This window comes from Pseudomonas sp. MSSRFD41 (assembly GCF_014230245.1).
Classification (GTDB): domain Bacteria; phylum Pseudomonadota; class Gammaproteobacteria; order Pseudomonadales; family Pseudomonadaceae; genus Aquipseudomonas; species Aquipseudomonas piscis.
Map to the genome: position 1 here is coordinate 691231 of NZ_JACKZK010000001.1, position 17083 is coordinate 708313.

15 protein-coding genes are annotated in these 17083 nt (G+C 64.8%); 9 read left to right on the forward strand and 6 right to left on the reverse strand.

The genetic code is table 11. The annotated features are described in order from the left end of the window. The first annotated feature begins 268 nt into the window (after positions 1-268). Positions 269-715: a response regulator gene (locus tag H7A76_RS03270; RefSeq protein ID WP_185697180.1), complete on the forward strand. Its 447-nt coding sequence runs from the start codon at positions 269-271 to the stop codon at positions 713-715. A 78-nt stretch (positions 716-793) separates the two neighbouring features. On the opposite strand, the gene H7A76_RS03275 is transcribed toward H7A76_RS03270, so the two are convergent. Next, positions 794-2971, reverse strand: coding sequence for a malate synthase G (locus H7A76_RS03275; protein WP_185697181.1), 2178 nt, complete (start codon positions 2969-2971; stop codon positions 794-796). A gap of 473 nt (positions 2972-3444) precedes the next feature. Here H7A76_RS03275 and H7A76_RS03280 point away from each other — a divergent pair, with 473 nt between their 5' ends. Continuing rightward, a complete protein-coding gene (locus H7A76_RS03280) occupies positions 3445-3963 on the forward strand; it encodes a glycine cleavage system protein R (RefSeq protein ID WP_185697182.1) in 519 nt (172 codons plus the stop codon). A 225-nt stretch (positions 3964-4188) separates the two neighbouring features. Here the strand turns inward: H7A76_RS03280 and rarD are convergent, their stop codons facing one another. The 5 genes from rarD to H7A76_RS03305 all read right to left on the reverse strand — a co-directional run bounded on the left by rarD (position 4189) and on the right by H7A76_RS03305 (position 9853). Further along, positions 4189-5076, reverse strand: coding sequence for an EamA family transporter RarD (rarD, locus tag H7A76_RS03285; protein ID WP_185697183.1), 888 nt, complete (start codon positions 5074-5076; stop codon positions 4189-4191). Positions 5077-5178: 102 nt separating this feature from the next. Then, entirely contained in the window at positions 5179-6153 is a 975-nt protein-coding gene (locus tag H7A76_RS03290; RefSeq protein WP_185697184.1) for a serine/threonine protein kinase, read from the reverse strand. A 127-nt stretch (positions 6154-6280) separates the two neighbouring features. Next, positions 6281-8182 carry a PhoX family phosphatase gene (locus H7A76_RS03295; protein ID WP_185697185.1) on the reverse strand — a complete coding sequence of 634 codons (1902 nt, stop codon included), beginning with the start codon at positions 8180-8182 and terminating at the stop codon, positions 6281-6283. A gap of 106 nt (positions 8183-8288) precedes the next feature. Further along, entirely contained in the window at positions 8289-9053 is a 765-nt protein-coding gene (locus H7A76_RS03300) for a TOBE domain-containing protein (RefSeq protein WP_185697186.1), read from the reverse strand. A 65-nt stretch (positions 9054-9118) separates the two neighbouring features. Then, positions 9119-9853 carry a ComF family protein gene (locus tag H7A76_RS03305; RefSeq protein ID WP_185697187.1) on the reverse strand — a complete coding sequence of 245 codons (735 nt, stop codon included), beginning with the start codon at positions 9851-9853 and terminating at the stop codon, positions 9119-9121. A gap of 92 nt (positions 9854-9945) precedes the next feature. Between H7A76_RS03305 and bioB the strand changes: the two genes are divergently transcribed. The 7 genes from bioB to H7A76_RS03340 all read left to right on the forward strand — a co-directional run bounded on the left by bioB (position 9946) and on the right by H7A76_RS03340 (position 17018). Further along, positions 9946-11001, forward strand: coding sequence for a biotin synthase BioB (bioB, locus tag H7A76_RS03310; RefSeq protein WP_185697188.1), 1056 nt, complete (start codon positions 9946-9948; stop codon positions 10999-11001). 118 nt (positions 11002-11119) lie between these two features. After that, a complete protein-coding gene (bioF, locus tag H7A76_RS03315; RefSeq protein ID WP_185697189.1) occupies positions 11120-12298 on the forward strand; it encodes an 8-amino-7-oxononanoate synthase in 1179 nt (392 codons plus the stop codon). Further along, positions 12291-13022 (forward strand): alpha/beta fold hydrolase, encoded by a 732-nt coding sequence (locus H7A76_RS03320; RefSeq protein ID WP_185697190.1) that lies wholly within the window; start codon positions 12291-12293, stop codon positions 13020-13022. The genes bioF and H7A76_RS03320 overlap by 8 nt, the downstream gene beginning before the upstream one ends. Further along, complete coding sequence (gene bioC / locus H7A76_RS03325; RefSeq protein WP_185697191.1) at positions 13015-13827, forward strand: malonyl-ACP O-methyltransferase BioC; 813 nt, start codon at positions 13015-13017, stop codon at positions 13825-13827. The genes H7A76_RS03320 and bioC overlap by 8 nt, the downstream gene beginning before the upstream one ends. After that, positions 13824-14504 (forward strand): dethiobiotin synthase, encoded by a 681-nt coding sequence (gene bioD, locus H7A76_RS03330; RefSeq protein ID WP_185697192.1) that lies wholly within the window; start codon positions 13824-13826, stop codon positions 14502-14504. The genes bioC and bioD overlap by 4 nt, the downstream gene beginning before the upstream one ends. A gap of 107 nt (positions 14505-14611) precedes the next feature. Next, positions 14612-14908, forward strand: coding sequence for a pyrroloquinoline quinone biosynthesis protein PqqE (locus tag H7A76_RS03335; protein ID WP_185697193.1), 297 nt, complete (start codon positions 14612-14614; stop codon positions 14906-14908). 304 nt (positions 14909-15212) lie between these two features. Continuing rightward, complete coding sequence (locus H7A76_RS03340) at positions 15213-17018, forward strand: phenylacyl-CoA dehydrogenase (protein WP_185697194.1); 1806 nt, start codon at positions 15213-15215, stop codon at positions 17016-17018. Positions 17019-17083: the final 65 nt, after the last annotated feature.

The window sequence follows — 17083 nt, forward strand, 5'->3', positions numbered from 1 at the left end:
CGGTAATAGTCGGCCCAGGGGCCCGCCAGCGCCCATTGGACGTAAGTCTAGGTGCGGCGCGCCGCGCAGGCGTCTGGCGCGGGCTGTCTTGCGGGCGCTGGCAGTCAGCGTTCACCGGGGCCGGACATTTGGCTTTGAGCCGCTGGCGATCGATGCAAAAAAGCTCTGATCAAGATGCTTGGAAATTTTTCCGACGAAGTGCACATTGGAGGCCTGCCTGACGATGTCTGACCACTGTGCTAGGTGATTCGATCCTGTAGAGAACTGTATGTCCGACCACGATATCCTGAGCGATGCCGAGCGCGAGGCGCTGAGTGCCGTCATGCTGGAACCCGACCTGCCGCCGCAGCGGGTGCTGATTGCCGATGACGACAAGGATGCCCGCGAGCTGCTTTCGGAAATACTCGGTCTCGATGGCATTCGCTGCATGACCGCGGCCAGTGGCAAGGCGGCGTTGGAGATGCTCGAGTCGAACAAATCCATCGGCTTGCTGATCACCGACCTGCGCATGGCGCCCTGTAGTGGCCTGGACCTGATTCGCCAGGTGCGCGAATCGGAACGGGCGGCCCTGCCGATCATCATCATTTCCGGCGACGCCGATGTGCGCGACGCCATCGCCGCCATGCACCTGAGCGTGGTGGACTTCCTGCTCAAGCCCATCGATACCGGCAAGCTGCTGGCGCTGGTCAAGCATGAGCTGGGCGTGGAGTTGTAGCGCCACCGGCACCGCGAGCAGGCATGAAAAAGCCCCGGTCATGGACCGGGGCTTTGCTTTACCGCTGGCGCTGCGTTGTTACAGGCCGTTCTTGGCCTTGAACTCACGACGGCGACGATGCAGGACCGGCTCGGTATAGCCGTTTGGCTGCTTGGTGCCTTCGATCACCAGTTCCAGGGCGGCCTGGAAGGCGATGTTGCTGTCGAAGTTCGGTGCCAGTGGACGGTACAGCGGATCGGCGGCGTTCTGCCGGTCGACCACCGGGGCCATGCGCTTGAGGCTTTCGATCACCTGTTCGCGGGTCACCACGCCGTGGCGCAGCCAGTTGGCGATGTGCTGGCTGGAGATGCGCAGGGTGGCGCGGTCTTCCATCAGGCCGACATCGTTGATGTCCGGCACCTTGGAGCAGCCCACTCCCTGGTCGATCCAGCGCACCACGTAACCAAGGATGCCCTGGGCGTTGTTGTCCAGTTCGTTCTTGATCTGTTCCGCGGTCCAGTTGGTGTCGGGAGCCAGGGGAATGCTCAGGATGTCGTCCACCGAAGCGCGGGCGCGCTTGGCCAGCTCGGCCTGGCGGGCGAACACGTCGACCTTGTGGTAGTGCAGCGCGTGCAGCGCGGCGGCGGTCGGCGATGGCACCCAGGCGGTGTTGGCGCCGGCCAGCGGGTGGGCGATCTTCTGTTCGAGCATGGCGGCCATCAGGTCGGGCATGGCCCACATGCCCTTGCCGATCTGTGCACGGCCTTGCAGGCCGGTGGACAGGCCGATGTCGACGTTCCAGTTCTCGTAGGCGCCGATCCACTTTTCGGCCTTCATGTCGGCCTTGCGCACCATGGCGCCGGCTTCCATGGAGGTGTGGATCTCGTCGCCGGTACGGTCGAGGAAGCCGGTGTTGATGAACACCACGCGCTCGCTGGCCGCCTTGATGCAGGCCTTGAGGTTGACCGTGGTACGGCGCTCCTCGTCCATGATCCCGACCTTCAGGGTATTGCGCGGCAGGGCCAGGACGTCTTCGATGCGGCCGAACAGTTCATTGGTGAAGGCGGCTTCTTCGGGGCCGTGCATCTTCGGCTTGACGATGTACACCGAGCCGGTGCGGCTGTTCTTGCGCGAGGTGTTGCCGTTGAGGTTGTGGATCGCCGCCAGGCTGGTGACCAGGCCGTCGAGGATGCCCTCCGGCACTTCGTTGCCGTGCTGGTCGAGGATCGCGTCGATGGTCATCAGGTGGCCGACGTTACGCACGAACAGCAGCGAGCGGCCATGCAGCTTCAGCGACGAACCGTCGACGCCGGTGTATTCGCGGTCGGCGTTCATGGTGCGGGTGAAGGTATTGCCGCCCTTGGCCACTTCCTCGGCCAGGTCGCCTTTCATCAGGCCCAGCCAGTTGCGGTAGATCACTACCTTGTCGTCGGCATCCACCGCGGCGACCGAATCTTCGCAGTCCATGATGGTGGTCAGGGCCGCTTCCATCAGCAGGTCCTTGACTCCGGCGGCGTCGGTCTGGCCGACGGGGCTTGCGGCGTCGATCTGGATCTCGAAGTGCAGGCCGTTGTGCTTGAGCAGGATCGCGGTCGGGGCCGCGGCGTCGCCCTGGTAGCCGACCAGCTGGGCGTCGTCGCGCAGGCCGCTGTTGCTGCCGTCCTTGAGGGTCACCACCAGCTTGCCACCGGCGATCTTGTAGTTCACCGAGTCGACGTGGGAGCCGGCGGCCAGGGGCGCGGATTCGTCGAGGAAGGCGCGGGCGAAGGCGATGACCTTGTCGCCGCGGACCTTGTTGTAGCCTTTGCCCTTTTGCGCGCCATCGGCTTCGCTGATGGCGTCGGTGCCGTACAGCGCGTCGTACAGCGAGCCCCAGCGGGCGTTGGAGGCGTTGAGGGCGAAGCGGGCGTTCATCACCGGCACCACCAGCTGCGGGCCGGCCATGCGGGCGGTTTCTTCATCGACGTTCTGGGTGGTGGCCTGGAAGTCCGCCGCTTCCGGCAGCAGGTAGCCGATGTCTTGCAGGAAGGCTTTGTAGGCTACGGCGTCATGGGCCTGGCCGGCACGGGACTGGTGCCAGGCATCGATCCGTGCCTGGAAATCATCGCGTTTGGCGAGTAGGGCTTTGTTCTTGGGCGCCAGGTCGTGGATGACCTTGTCGGCACCTGCCCAGAATGCGTCGGCGGTGAGGCCGGTACCGGGAATGGCTTCGTTGTTCACGAAGTCGAACAGGACTCTGGCGACCTGCAGGCCACCGACTTGAACGTGTTCAGTCATTGCTTGCCTCACTCTGCTCAGCTATTTCGCTTTTCAGCTCTTCAAATTAACAATGAAGCCGGCGGCCATTTAAAACACAACCCTGTTCACCAGTACATGCCATCGCTGGCGGCTGGGTGCTTCCAATCAACGGCGGAGCCTTGCTGACGGGGATCGCGGGGGTTGTGATCAAGCCTTGGCAGACATCGTTCCAACATTATGTAGTGCGCGCTGCGGCATACTACATGATGAATTGCGGTTGTGAAAATTAGACTAAATACGTCGTTTCGCGACTCGCCAGTGCAATGCGGTCACGCTGGAAAGCTGGGTGTTCGCAAAAAACCGAAGGATTGTTCCACATAAATACAAAAAGTTGTACACGATTTGTACTCCTAGTCTACCGGCCCCTTTTTCGGGCCTCGACCGGAGGCGCCGGGTGCGGCCTGCAAGCCTGCCTATAATTGCTCTTCCACCCCCAAAAAGAGGGCTGCGCCATGGACCATCTGGTTCTCACGGTATTCGCTGCGGACAAGGCCGGCCAGGTCGAACGCATTGCCCAGTGCATCGCCGCCCACGGTGGCAACTGGCTGGAAAGCCGTCTGTCGAGGATGGCCGGGCAATTCGCCGGAATCCTCCGGGTGGCGGTGCCGGCCGAAGCCTACGATGAGCTGGTGGACGCCTTGCAGGGGCTCTCGGCCCAAGGCATCCGCGTGCTGATCGCCGAAAGCGGCATCGAGCAATCATGCACCTGGAAACCCATCGCCATGGAGTTGGTGGGCAACGACCGCCCGGGGATTGTCCGGGATATCACCCGCCTGCTGGCGGAGCAGGGGGTCAACCTGGAGCGGTTGGTGACCGAGGTGCGGCCGGCGCCCATGAGCAGCGAGCCGCTGTTCCACGCCGAGGCCATCCTGGCGGTGCCCCTGACCCTGTCGCTGGAAGTCCTGCAGGCGCGCCTGGAGAGCCTGGCCGACGACCTGATGGTGGAGCTGGTGCTGCGTAGCGAAAGCTGACGACAGTGAGCCGGGTTATCCCGATAAAACGTGCATGCGCCTGTGGATAACCTGTAGAGAGGGGGCGCTGGCCCAGTGGCGTCGCGGCTTTGCGTGAATTGATCAAAAAACCGGCAATTTCAAGGGCTTGTGCACAAACGGCGGGGACCAGCCTGTGGATAAGCTTGGGAAGAACCGCCGCAGGCCACAGGGGACGTGGCCTGCAGATGATTGATTATTTATTGATCAGCTGCGTCCGCGCAGGCTCAGCCAGGCATCGACGCTGTACACCGCCAGACCCGCCCAGATGAACATGAAGGCTACCAGGGTGCTGGGGGACAGTTGCTCGCCGAACAGCAGTACCGCCTGCAGCAGCACCAGGGTCGGGGCCAGGTACTGCAGGAAACCCAGGGTGGTGTAGGGCAGGTTCCGGGCCGCGGCGTTGAAGCACACCAGCGGGATCAGGGTCACCGGGCCGGCCGCCACCAGCCACCAGGCCTGGGAGCTGGCCCAGAACGCGGCATGGGCGCTGCTGGCATCGGGGTGCAACAGCAGCCAGGCCAGGGCGATGGGCACCAGCATCCAGGTCTCCACCACCAGTCCGGGCAGGGCCTTGACCGGCGCCTGTTTGCGAATCAGGCCGTAGAAACCGAAGCTCAGCGCCAGGGCCAGCGAGACCCAGGGCAGGCTGCCCAACTGCCATACCTGCTGCGCCACCCCGACCGCCGCCAGCAACACCGCCAGCCATTGCAGGCGGCGCAGGCGCTCACCGAGGATCAACATGCCCAGCAGCACGTTGATCAAGGGGTTGATGTAGTAGCCGAGGCTAGCTTCGACCATGCGCCCGTTGTTCACCGACCAGACGTAGGTCAGCCAGTTGGCGGCGATCAGGGTGCCGCTCAGGGCCAGGATCGCCAGGCGCCGGGGATTGTCCCGCAGTTCGCGCCACCAGCCGGGATGCTTCCAGACCATCAGCAGCAGGCCGCCGAACAGCGCTGACCAGAGCACCCGGTGGACGATGATTTCCACGGCGGGCACGCTGGCGATGGCTTTGAAATAGAGCGGAAACAGGCCCCAGATGATGTAGGCGGTCAGGCCCAGTATGTACCCGCGACGCAGGTTGGCGGCTTGCATGGAGAATCCTTGCTTAGGCAACTAACAAAGGCGCGATTGTAAGGACAAATGTCTAGACCTGTCCTGACTTTTCCCGCGCCCGTGCCGTGGCCATCGCGTCCTTCAGAACAGCCGCAGCGGTTCCTCGTCGAGCGCCGCCAGTTGTTCGCGCAAGGCCAGCACCTGGTCGCCCCAGTAACGTTCGCTGCCGAACCAGGAGAAGCTGCGAGGGAACGCCGGGTCGTCCCAGCGCCGCGCCAGCCAGGCGCTGTAGTGCATCAGGCGCAGGGCCCGCAGCGGTTCGACCAGCGCCAGTTCCCGTGGATTGAAGTCATGGAATTCGCTGTAGCCGTCCATGAGTTCGGATAATTGGCCGAGGCGTTCCTGGCGGTCGCCCGCGAGCATCATCCACAGGTCCTGCACCGCAGGGCCCATGCGACAGTCGTCGAGGTCGACGATATGGAACACCTCGTCGCGGCACATCAGGTTGCCCGGATGGCAGTCGCCATGCAGGCGGATGTTCTGGTGTGGGTTGGCCTGGTAGAGGGTTTCCACACGCTTGAGCAAGTCACGGGCGACGGACTCGTAGGCCGGCAGCAGGCTCTTGGGAATGAAGTTGCCCTGGAGCAGGGTCGCCAGGGAGTCGTGGCCGAAGTTCTGCACCCCCAGGGCCTCGCGCTGGCTGAACGGCCGGCTGGCGCCGACGGCATGCAGGCGGCCCAACAGTTGCCCGAGGCGATAGAGCTGGTCGAGGTTACCCGGTTCCGGGGCGCGGCCACCCCGCCGTGGGAACAGGGCGAAACGAAACCCCGCATGCTCGAACAGGCTGCGGCCTTCGTGGACGATCGGCGCCACCACCGGCACTTCGCATTCGGCCAGCTCGAAGGTGAAGCTGTGTTCTTCGAGGATCGCCTCGTCGCTCCAGCGTTGGGGCCGGTAGAACTTGGCCACCAGCGGCTCGGCCTGGTCGATGCCGACCTGGTAGACGCGGTTCTCGTAGCTGTTGAGGGCCAGGACCCGGGCGTCGCTGAGAAAGCCGATGCTTTCCACGGCGTCCAGGACCAGGTCGGGGGTGAGGGTATCAAACGGGTGCGACATGCTTACTCCTGCGCGCAGCAGGCTGCCGCGTCCGGCCCAGCATGGTAACGCAGACGGGCAGGCCGGTGGAGGGCGCTGTGGCGCCTGCCTTGGCCAGGGGCAGGCGCGGGTTCGGCACGGGGGTGGATCAGGCGCCGATGATGCCGCCGTCCTCCCGGGTAATGGCCATCACCGAGGAGCGCGGCTTACCGTTGGGCAAGTGCTCGGGGAAGGTCGAGCCGCCGTTTTCCCCCGGGTGCTGGATGCCCACGAACAGCGTTTTGTAGTCCGGAGCAAAGGCGATCCCGGTGACTTCGCAGCCCACCGGCCCGACCATGAAGCGGCGGATCTCGCCGCTGTCGGGATCGGCGCAGAGCATCTGGTTGTTGCCCATGCCGGCGAAGTCGCCGCTGTTGCTGTAGTCACCGTCGGTGAGGATCCACAGGCGCCCGGCCTTGTCGAAGCCCAGGCCATCGGGGCTGTTGAACATGTTTTGCGGGGTGATGTTGGCGGAGCCGCCCTTGGGCTTGCCGGCGTGCACGCCAGGGTTGCCGGCGACCACGAACAGGTCCCAGGAAAAGTCCAGCGAGCCATGGTCGTCGCCACCGGTGCGCCAGCGCAGGATCTGCCCGTAGACGTTTTTCTCCCGGGGGTTGGGACCGCCCACCGGCATGCCGTCCTCACCGCGCTTGGAGTTGTTGGTCAGGGTGCAATACACCTGGCCATCCTTGGGGCTGACCACGATCCATTCCGGACGGTCCATGCGCGTGGCCTGGACCACGCTGGCGGCCAGGCGGGCGTGGATCAGCACCTGGGCCTGGTCGGCGAAGCCGCTGCTGGCGTCGATGCCGTTCTTGCCGTGGGTCAGCTCGATCCACTGGCCCTGGCCCTTGGGCCGGTCCGGGTTGCCGTCACCGGCGTCGAAACGCGCCACATACAGCGTGCCGTGGTCCAGCAGGTCACGGTTGGCCTTGGGGTTACGGTGGTTGATGCGGTCGCGGCTGATGAACTTGTAGATGAACTCACCGCGTTCGTCGTCGCCCATGTAGACCACTGCGCGGCCATCGCGGGTTTGCGCCAGGGCGGCGTTCTCATGCTTGAAGCGGCCCAGGGCGGTGCGCTTGATCGGGGTCGATTGCGGATCGAAAGGGTCGATCTCCACCACCCAGCCGTGGCGGTTGAGTTCGTTGGGGTTCTTGGCCAGGTCGAAGCGCGGGTCGTGCTGGTGCCAGTTGATGTCGCGGCTGGCCACCGAGGCGCCGTAGCGCTTCTGGGCGGCGTCGAACTTGTGCTCGGCGTTGCTGCTGCCGAAGCAGTCGGTGAAGTTCTCTTCGCAGGTCAGGTAGGTGCCCCACGGGGTCTTGCCGTTGGCGCAGTTCTGGAAGGTGCCGAGGACTTTCTTGCCCTTGGGGTCGGCGCTGGTCTTGAGCAGCGCGTGGCCGGCGGCCGGGCCGCTGAGGCGGATCGGCGTGTTGCCGTGGATGCGCCGGTTGTAGCGCGAGCCCTGGACGAACTGCCACTGGCCGTTCTTGCGTTGCACCTCGATCACCGACACGCCTTCGCTGGCCTGGGCCTTGCGCACGTCCTCGGCCGACTGCGGCAGGCCGCCGTGGGGATAGAGGTAGCGATAGTTGGTGTACTCGTTGTTGATCGCCATCAGCGCCCGATGCCGGTCATCCGGGAAGGCGAACAGGCTCATGCCGTCGTTGTTGTCGCCAAATTGCGCTTCCTGGGCCAGGGCGGTGCCGTTGCCGCTGGGGTCGAAGGCCGGGCCGTTCTTGTGCAGCGGCTGGCCCCAGCTGATCAGCACCGAGGACGTGTAGCCCGGTGGCAGGGTGATGGTGTCGCTAGTGGCGCTGGGGATGCTGGCAAAGCCCAGCAGCTGGCCGTTGCCGGCGCTGACTCCTGCGGCCAGGGCGCTGCGGCTCAGCAGGTTGCCGCCCAGGAACAGGGCCGCGCCGCACAGGGCGCCGGCACCGATGAAGCCGCGGCGGCTGAGGCCGACGATCTGTTCCAGGTCGGTGGGTTGGTCTTCTTCTAACAGGCTCATATCAGGCTCCCTGCGGGTTTTTGCAGCCACCTTAATGAGCACCGATGACGAATTCGTTGCAGTGCCGAGCCCCTGGATCAGGGCGTACGGGAGCTGGGGGCCAGGGTCAGAGCGGGGTGCCCAGCAGCACGTGGGACGGCGAGAACTGCACCTGGATCGGCCGCTCCTGCGCCAGGTCCAGGGTTTTCAACAGCAGCGGTTCGGCCAGGGCGCAGAGGACCTGGCCATTGGGCAGGACGATGCGGACTTCGCAGGGGCCATCCTCGGCATCGAGGATTCGCTCGATGATGCCGCTCAGGTAATTGTGTCCAGTTGTTACCGGGGCCCCGACGGCCTGCACATCCAGCCAGCCCGCCTTGATCAACGCCACCACCTGGGTGCCGGGGGCCAGCTCCAGGCGCTGGGTGCTGTCGTGGGTGATCCGGGCCGTGAGCCGCACCCCTTCGGGCAGTTCCAGGCTGACCAGGTCGTTGCAGCCCTGGGGTTCGATCCCGTGGACCTTGCCGTGCAATTGGTTGCGTGCGCTGGTGCGCAGCATCAGGCGTCCCAGCAAGTCGAGATCGCTGGCTTCCTCGGCGGCCGCCAGCACCTGGGCCTGCAACTCCTGCAGGCGCTGGTAGAGACGCAAGACCCGCTCGCCCTCGGCGGACAGCCTGGCGCCGCCGCCGCCCTTGCCGCCGACGCTGCGTTCCACCAATGGGTTCTGGGCCAGGTTGTTCAGCTCGTCGATGGCGTCCCAGGCCGCCTTGTAGCTCAGCCCGGCGCTTTTCGCCGCACGGGTGATGGAACCCTGTTCGGCGATGTGTTGCAGCAGCGCGATGCGTTGGGGGCGGCGGACGATGTGCTGGGTCAACAAGGTGGGCAGGGACATGGCGGGAGCGCTTCGAGCACGGGAGGATGGACGGGAAGTTTGCGGCTTGAGCCGCGAGAGTCAAGTCAGGCCTCGGGCCTGGGAGTGCGGGCCAGGCAGTAGACATCCACCCGCCGGGCTCCGGCATCGAGCAGCAACCGGGCCAGGGCTTGGGCGGTGGCACCTGTGGTCAGCACGTCGTCCACCAGCGCCAAGTGGCGGCCGGCGATCCGGGCATTGGGTGCCAGGCTGAAGGCGCCGCGCAGGTTGCGTTGCCGGGCCCGGGCATCCAGCCCTTGTTGCGCGGGAGTATCCAGGGTGCGCAGCAGCCACTGTGTTTCCACCGGCAGCTTCAGGTGGTGTCCAAGCCAGTGGGCGAGCATCCCGGCCTGGTTGAAACCCCGCTGGCGCAGGCGCCGACGGGATAAAGGCACCGGCACCAGGGCGTCCGGGCCGGGTAGGTCTTCATCGAAGCGATAAAGCAGGAACTGCAGGAGAAGTTCAGCCATCAGCCGACCAAAAGGCCACTTCTGATGGTGCTTGAAACGGCTGATCAGGCTGTCCACCGGGAACTCGTAGCGCCAGGGTGCTATGACCCGTGCGAATGCCGGCGGCCGTTGCAGGCATTGACCGCAAGCCGGGGCGGCAGCCGGCAGCGGCAGGGCGCAAATGGGGCATTGGTTGCCGAGCCAGGGCAGTTCGTCCAGGCAAGGCGCGCACAGCCCCTGGGACGAATCGCTGGGTTCGTCGCAGAGCAAACAGGTTTGTTTGTTTTTTAGCCAGATGTAAACCTGTGTTTTTCGTTCTGGTTGACAGCTCATGGCGGCTTCCTTAAATATGCCGAACATCCGTGTTGCGGCTGTGGACTTTCCCTGTCCCGCACCGCCTGCCAAGCATAATCAAGGAACCGCCCATGAGCGCCAGCACCACCGCCACCCTGCGTCATGACTGGACTTTGGCTGAAGTCAAAGCCCTGTTTACCCAGCCGTTCAACGACCTGTTGTTCCAGGCGCAGACGGTGCATCGCGCGCATTTCGACGCCAATCGGGTCCAGGTTTCCACCTTGCTGTCGATCAAGACCGGCGCCTGCCCGGAAGATTGCAAATATTGTCCGCAGTCCGGTCACTACAACACCGGCCTGGAAAAGGAAAAGCTCCTGGAAGTGCAGAAGGTCCTGGAAGAGGCCGCCCGGGCCAAGGCCATCGGCTCCACGCGCTTTTGCATGGGCGCGGCCTGGAAGCACCCGTCCGCCAAGGACATGCCCTACGTGCTGGAGATGGTCAAAGGGGTCAAGGCCATGGGCCTGGAGACCTGCATGACCCTGGGCCGCCTCGACCAGGAGCAGACCGAGGCCCTGGCCCAGGCCGGCCTGGACTATTACAACCACAACCTCGATACCTCGCCGGAGTTCTACGGCAACATCATCACCACCCGCACCTACAGCGAGCGCCTGCAGACCCTGGCCTATGTGCGCGATGCCGGGATGAAGATCTGCTCCGGCGGCATCCTGGGCATGGGCGAGTCCCTGGACGATCGTGCCGGCCTGCTGATCCAGCTGGCCAACCTGCCGGAGCACCCGGAGTCGGTGCCGATCAACATGCTGGTGAAGGTGGCCGGTACGCCGCTGGAGAATGCCGAAGAGGTGGACCCGTTCGACTTCATTCGCATGCTGGCCGTGGCGCGGATCCTCATGCCCCAGTCCCATGTGCGGTTGTCCGCCGGTCGTGAGGCGATGAACGAGCAGATGCAGGCCCTGGCGTTCTTCGCCGGCGCCAACTCGATCTTCTACGGCGAAAAACTGCTGACCACCGCCAATCCGCAGGCCGACAAGGACATGCAGCTGTTCGCCCGCCTGGGGATCCAGCCCGAAGCGCGTGAAGAGCACGCCGACGAAGTGCACCAGGCGGCCATCGAGCAGGCCCTGGTGGAGCAAAAGAGCAGCGAGCAGTTCTACAACGCCGCCGTCTGACCCCAGGCTGACGTCATCCCCGCCGCCGCGGGCGACTCCAGGGCCGCTGAGGATCCCACAGGGACTTCGGCGCCCGGTTGCCTGCGGTGCTGGATTCTTTCCCGATCATCGAGGCCACATGTCTTTTGATCTTTCCGCGCGCCTCGCGGCCCGCCGTGCCGAGCATCTGTATCGCCAGCGCCCCTTGCTCGACAGCCCCCAGGGGCCGGAAGTGGTGGTCGACGGCCAGCCATTGCTGGCGTTCTGCAACAACGACTACCTGGGCCTGGCCAATCATCCACAGGTGATCGAAGCCTGGCGGGCCGGTGCCAGTCGCTGGGGCGTGGGCGGTGGCGCCTCGCACCTGGTGGTGGGCCATAGCGGTCCGCACCATGCTTTGGAAGAGGCCCTGGCCGAACTCACTGGAAGGCCCCGGGCGTTGTTGTTCAGCACCGGCTACATGGCCAACCTCGGGGCGGTCACGGCCCTGGTGGGGCAGGGCGATACGGTGCTGGAAGACCGTCTCAACCATGCTTCGCTGCTGGATGCCGGCCTGCTCAGTGGCGCGCGCTTCAACCGCTACCTGCACAACGATGCGGCCAGCCTGGCCAAGCGCCTGGAAAAGGCTACCGGCAATACCCTGGTGGTCACCGACGGCGTATTCAGCATGGATGGCGATGTGGCCGACTTGCCGGCCCTGGCCCGTGAAACCCAGGCCCGAGGCGCCTGGCTGATGGTCGACGACGCCCACGGCTTCGGTCCCCTGGGTGCCAATGGCGCAGGCTTGGTGGAGCATTTCGGCCTGGGCCTGGATGAGGTGCCGGTGCTGGTGGGCACCCTGGGCAAGGCCTTCGGAACCGCTGGGGCCTTCGTCGCCGGCAGCGAGGAGTTGATCGAGAGCCTGATCCAGTTCGCAAGGCCCTATATCTACACCACCAGCCAGCCACCGGCGCTGGCCTGCGCCACCTTGAAGAGCCTGGAGCTATTGCGCAGCGAGCACTGGCGACGCGAGCACCTGGCGAGCCTGGTCCGCCAGTTCCGCCGTGGCGCCGAGCAGATCGGCCTGGAGCTGATGGACAGCTTCACCCCGATCCAGCCGATCCTGGTCGGCGACAGTGCGCGAGCCATGGCGCTGTCGCAGAAATTGCGCGAGCGCGGGATCCTGGTCACCGCCATTCGCCCGCCGACGGTGCCGACCGGCAGCGCACGGTTGCGGGTGACGCTGTCTGCGGCCCACAGCGAGAGCCAGGTGCAGCTATTGTTAGACGCATTGGCCGATTGTCACGGTGAACTGCAAGTGGAGCCGAGCCATGCGTGATCGACTGATCCTGTTGCCCGGCTGGGGGCTGGGCGTGTCGCCCCTGGCGCCCCTGGCGGCAGCGTTGCGGGGGCTGGACCAGCACCTGCGGGTAGAGGTCCAGCCGTTGCCGGAACTGATGTCCAGCGACCCGGACGATTGGCTGGATGAACTGGACGACGCGCTGCCGGACGATGCCTGGCTGGGTGGCTGGTCCCTGGGCGGGATGCTGGCCTCGGCGCTGGCGGCCCGTCGTGGTGAACGGTGCTGCGGGCTGCTGACCCTGGCCAGCAATCCCTGCTTCGTCGCCCATGCGCAGTGGCCAAGCGCCATGGCCCAGGACACCTTCGCCGCCTTCCTGGCGGGCTGTGCCGCCGACCCGCAAGGCACCCTCAAGCGTTTCTCGTTGCTCTGCGCCCAGGGCGCCCTCGACCATCGCGGCTTGTCCCGGGCATTGTCGGGGGGCGCACCGGTGTCCCAGCCACAGGTGTTGCTGGCGGGCCTGGAATTGTTGGCGCGGCTCGATACCCGCGAGGCCTTGCAAGGTTTTCGTGGGCCGCAGTTGCACCTGTTCGCCGGGCTCGATGGCCTGGTACCGGCTGAAACGGCCGCCGAGTTGCTGGCATTGTTGCCGGATGTGGAAGTTGGCCTGATCGAACAGGCCAGCCACGGTTTTCTTCTGGAGGACCCCCACGGAGTGGCGGGTGCGATCCAGGCGTTCTTGCATGAGTCCGGTGATGACTGATCTGTCTATTCCTGTGCTGGCCACCGGCTTGCCTGACAAGCGCCAGGTGGCGGCTTCGTTTTCCCGCGCGGCGGCCAGCTACGACAGCGTGGCCGAGTTGCAGCGGGCGGTTGGCCAGCAGTTGTTGAGCCGCCTGCCTGCTGACTGGACCCCGGGGCGCTGGCTCGACCTGGGCTGCGGCACCGGGCATTTCAGCCGGGCGCTGGGGGAGCGGTTCGCGGGTAGCCAGGGCCTGGCCGTGGATATCGCCGAAGGCATGCTCCAGCACGCACGGCCCCTGGGTGGGGCCGAGTACTTCATTGCCGGGGACGCCGAGCGCCTGCCATTGCAGGCGGCCAGTTGCGAGTTGATCTTCTCCAGCCTGGCGGTGCAGTGGTGCGCCGATTTTGCCGCGGTGCTCAGCGAGGCCCGGCGGGTGCTCAAGCCCGGCGGTGTCCTGGCGTTCGCCAGCCTGTGCGTGGGGACCCTGCAAGAGCTGCGCGACAGCTGGGGGCAGGTGGACGGGCAGGTGCACGTCAACCGCTTTCGTGCTTTCGAGCGTTATGGCCAGTTGTGCGACGCCAGTGGCTTGCGGGTGCGTAGCCTGGAGCGTGTGCCCCATGTCCTGCATTACCCGGATGTGCGCAGCCTGACCCACGAACTCAAGGCCTTGGGGGCGCACAATCTCAACCCTGGCCGTCCTGGTGGCTTGACGGGACGGGCGCGCATCGCCGGATTGATCGCCGCCTACGAGGGCTTTCGCCAGGCCAAGGGGCTGCCGGCGACTTACCAAGTAGTCCATGGCGTATTGGAGAAACCACGATGAGTCCTGCCTATTTCATCACCGGCACCGACACCGAGGTGGGCAAGACCACCATCGCCGCTGGCTTGCTGCATGCCGCGCGGCAGGCCGGGCTGAGCACGGCGGCGGGCAAGCCGGTGGCGTCCGGTTGCGAGCTGACGGCCAAGGGCTTGCGCAACGCCGATGCCTTGGCCTTGCAGGCGCAGGCGTCGTTGCCGCTGAGCTATGAAGAGATCAACCCGATCGCCTTCGAGCCGGCCATCGCTCCGCACCTGGCCGCACGCGAGGCGGGCGTGGCACTGACGGTGCAGTCGCTGTTGCTGCCCATGCGCCACGTCCTGGCCAAGGGCGCGGATTTCACCCTGATCGAAGGGGCGGGTGGCTGGCGCGTGCCCCTGGCGGGCCAGGACAACCTCTCGGACCTGGCCATGGCCCTGGGGTTGCCGGTGATCCTGGTGGTGGGCGTGCGGCTGGGGTGTATCAATCATGCCTTGCTGACTGCCGAGGCCATTGCCCGGGACGGTCTGCAACTGGCCGGTTGGGTGGCCAATATCGTCGATCCGCAGACCTCCCGTCTGGAAGAGAACCTGGCGACCCTGGCCGAGCGCCTTCCCGCGCCGTGCCTGGGCAGGGTGCCCCGGCTCAGGCTGGCCGGGGCCGAGGCGGTGGCCGAACACCTGCAACTGGACTTGCTGGACTAGATTTTGCCTATGACAGGGCAGATGGCCATTAGTGTTTTTGACGGGTGTTTTCTTGACGGGTCTGCTTCAATTGGCAACGTCATTCATTTTCCAGGTCGAGTCATCCCATGGAAATTTCCGGGAACAGCGCTTACTACGCCGGGCTGAACGCGATTCAGGCCGGGCAGAACCGGGTCGATCAAGCCGCTGGCCAGATCGCCAGCACGGCCGTCGAGCGCTCCGCCAGTAGCCAGTCGTCGGAGCTCCAGGTCAATCGCCTGCGTGGCGTGGACCGCAGCCAGGAGTCGGACCTGGCCAGCAGCGTGGTGGAAATGTCCGCCGGCAAGTTCCAGGTCGAACTGGGCGTCAAGGTCGCCAAGGCCTCGGATGAAGCCCTGGGTACACTGATCGACACCTACGCCTGATCGTCTTTTCGTTGAAGCCCGGCCCCCGTTTTCGGGGGCCGGGCTTTTTCATGCCTTCCTTTATGCATGCCATTTCCTCGGCTGATTTCCCTCGCTGACTGATTGCCGGCTACCCGGCTTCTACACTTCATGACAGATGCCGTGGGCCTTGGCCTGCGCGGGTGTTACCTGCCGATGACGAAAGGTATTTGTCCGACGCTTGACAAGATTTGGGCGTAAACGTATGTTTCAAACAACTGTTTGACCGCCATAAAAACTCAACGCGGTCGTTCATTCCCGGTTACATCAGCAGAGGTTTATCGCTATGCCTGACTACAAGGCCCCCTTGCGTGATATTCGCTTCGTTCGTGACGAGCTGCTTGGTTATGAGGCGCACTATCAGAGCCTCCCGGCTTGCCAGGACGCCACTCCGGACATGGTTGACGCCATTCTCGAGGAAGGTGCGAAGTTTTGTGAGCAGGTGCTGGCGCCGCTGAACCGTGTAGGCGACCTGGAAGGTTGCACCTGGAGTGAATCCGGCGTTAAGACCCCAACCGGCTTCAAGGAAGCCTACAAGCAGTTCGTCGAAGGCGGCTGGCCAAGCCTGGCCCACGACGTCGAGCACGGCGGCCAGGGCCTGCCTGAGTCGCTGGGTCTGGCGGTCAGCGAAATGGTCGGCGAGGCCAACTGGTCGTGGGGCATGTACCCAGGCCTGTCCCATGGCGCGATGAACACCATTTCCGCCCACGGTACGCCTGAGCAGCAAGACGCCTACCTGACCAAGCTGGTGACCGGCGAGTGGACCGGCACCATGTGCCTGACCGAGCCACATTGTGGCACCGACCTGGGCATGCTGCGCACCAAGGCCGAGCCTCAGGCCGACGGTTCCTACAAAGTCACCGGCACCAAGATCTTCATCTCCGCCGGTGAACACGACATGGCCGACAACATCGTCCACATCGTGCTGGCCCGCCTGCCCGACGCCCCGGCCGGCACCAAGGGCATCTCGCTGTTCATCGTGCCCAAGTTCCTGCCCAACGCCGATGGCAGCATCGGCCAGCGCAACGCGGTGAGCTGCGGTTCCATCGAGCACAAGATGGGTATCCACGGCAACGCCACTTGCGTGATGAACTTCGACGCAGCCACCGGTTTCCTGATCGGCCCGGCGAACAAAGGCCTGAACTGCATGTTCACCTTCATGAACACTGCTCGCCTGGGTACCGCGCTGCAAGGCCTGGCCCACGCCGAGATCGGTTTCCAGGGGGGCCTGAAATATGCTCGCGATCGCCTGCAAATGCGCTCGCTGACCGGTCCGAAAGCGCCGGACAAGGCTGCCGACCCGATCATCGTGCACCCGGACGTACGTCGCATGCTGCTGACCATGAAGGCGTTCGCCGAAGGCAACCGCGCCATGGTCTACTTCACCGCCAAGCAGGTGGACATCGTCAAGTACGGTGTGGATGAAGAAGAGAAGAAGAAGGCCGATGCACTGCTGGCCTTCATGACCCCGATCGCCAAGGCCTTCATGACCGAGGTGGGCTTCGAATCCGCCAACCACGGCGTGCAGATCTACGGTGGCCACGGCTTCATCGCCGAGTGGGGCATGGAGCAGAACGTTCGCGACAGCCGTATCTCGATGCTGTACGAAGGCACCACCGGCATCCAGGCCCTGGACCTCTTGGGTCGCAAGGTGCTGATGACCCAGGGCGAGGCGCTGAAGGGCTTCACCAAGATCGTTCACAAGTTCTGCCAGAACAACGAAGGCAACGAGTCCGTGAAGGAATTCGTGGCACCGCTGGCGGCACTGAACAAGGAATGGGGCGAGCTGACCATGAAAGTGGGCATGGCCGCGATGAAGGACCGCGAAGAGGTCGGGGCCGCATCGGTGGACTACCTGATGTACTCCGGTTACGCCTGCCTGGCCTACTTCTGGGCCGACATGGCACGCCTGGCCGCCGAGAAACTGGCCGCCGGTACCACCGAAGAGGCCTTCTATACCGCCAAGCTGCAGACCGCGCGCTTCTACTTCCAGCGCATCCTGCCGCGCACCCGTGGCCATGTCGCCGCCATGCTCTCAGGCGCCAATAACCTGATGGACATGAAGGAAGAGGATTTCGGCCTGGCTTACTAAGCCTGTCCGGCTCCACTTCGAAGCCGCTCGCCCCTCGGGGCGAGCGGCTTTTTTGCATCTGCGCA

Bases quoted from the DNA above. Each gene is read 5' to 3' on its own strand.
- H7A76_RS03270 (WP_185697180.1), top strand. From the start codon at position 269: ATGTCCGACCACGATATCCTGAGCGATGCCGAGCGCGAGGCGCTGAGT.
- H7A76_RS03275 (WP_185697181.1), bottom strand. From the start codon at position 2,971: ATGACTGAACACGTTCAAGTCGGTGGCCTGCAGGTCGCCAGAGTCCTG.
- H7A76_RS03280 (WP_185697182.1), top strand. From the start codon at position 3,445: ATGGACCATCTGGTTCTCACGGTATTCGCTGCGGACAAGGCCGGCCAG.
- rarD (WP_185697183.1), bottom strand. From the start codon at position 5,076: ATGCAAGCCGCCAACCTGCGTCGCGGGTACATACTGGGCCTGACCGCC.
- H7A76_RS03290 (WP_185697184.1), bottom strand. From the start codon at position 6,153: ATGTCGCACCCGTTTGATACCCTCACCCCCGACCTGGTCCTGGACGCC.
- H7A76_RS03295 (WP_185697185.1), bottom strand. From the start codon at position 8,182: ATGAGCCTGTTAGAAGAAGACCAACCCACCGACCTGGAACAGATCGTC.
- H7A76_RS03300 (WP_185697186.1), bottom strand. From the start codon at position 9,053: ATGTCCCTGCCCACCTTGTTGACCCAGCACATCGTCCGCCGCCCCCAA.
- H7A76_RS03305 (WP_185697187.1), bottom strand. From the start codon at position 9,853: ATGAGCTGTCAACCAGAACGAAAAACACAGGTTTACATCTGGCTAAAA.
- bioB (WP_185697188.1), top strand. From the start codon at position 9,946: ATGAGCGCCAGCACCACCGCCACCCTGCGTCATGACTGGACTTTGGCT.
- bioF (WP_185697189.1), top strand. From the start codon at position 11,120: ATGTCTTTTGATCTTTCCGCGCGCCTCGCGGCCCGCCGTGCCGAGCAT.
- H7A76_RS03320 (WP_185697190.1), top strand. From the start codon at position 12,291: ATGCGTGATCGACTGATCCTGTTGCCCGGCTGGGGGCTGGGCGTGTCG.
- bioC (WP_185697191.1), top strand. From the start codon at position 13,015: ATGACTGATCTGTCTATTCCTGTGCTGGCCACCGGCTTGCCTGACAAG.
- bioD (WP_185697192.1), top strand. From the start codon at position 13,824: ATGAGTCCTGCCTATTTCATCACCGGCACCGACACCGAGGTGGGCAAG.
- H7A76_RS03335 (WP_185697193.1), top strand. From the start codon at position 14,612: ATGGAAATTTCCGGGAACAGCGCTTACTACGCCGGGCTGAACGCGATT.
- H7A76_RS03340 (WP_185697194.1), top strand. From the start codon at position 15,213: ATGCCTGACTACAAGGCCCCCTTGCGTGATATTCGCTTCGTTCGTGAC.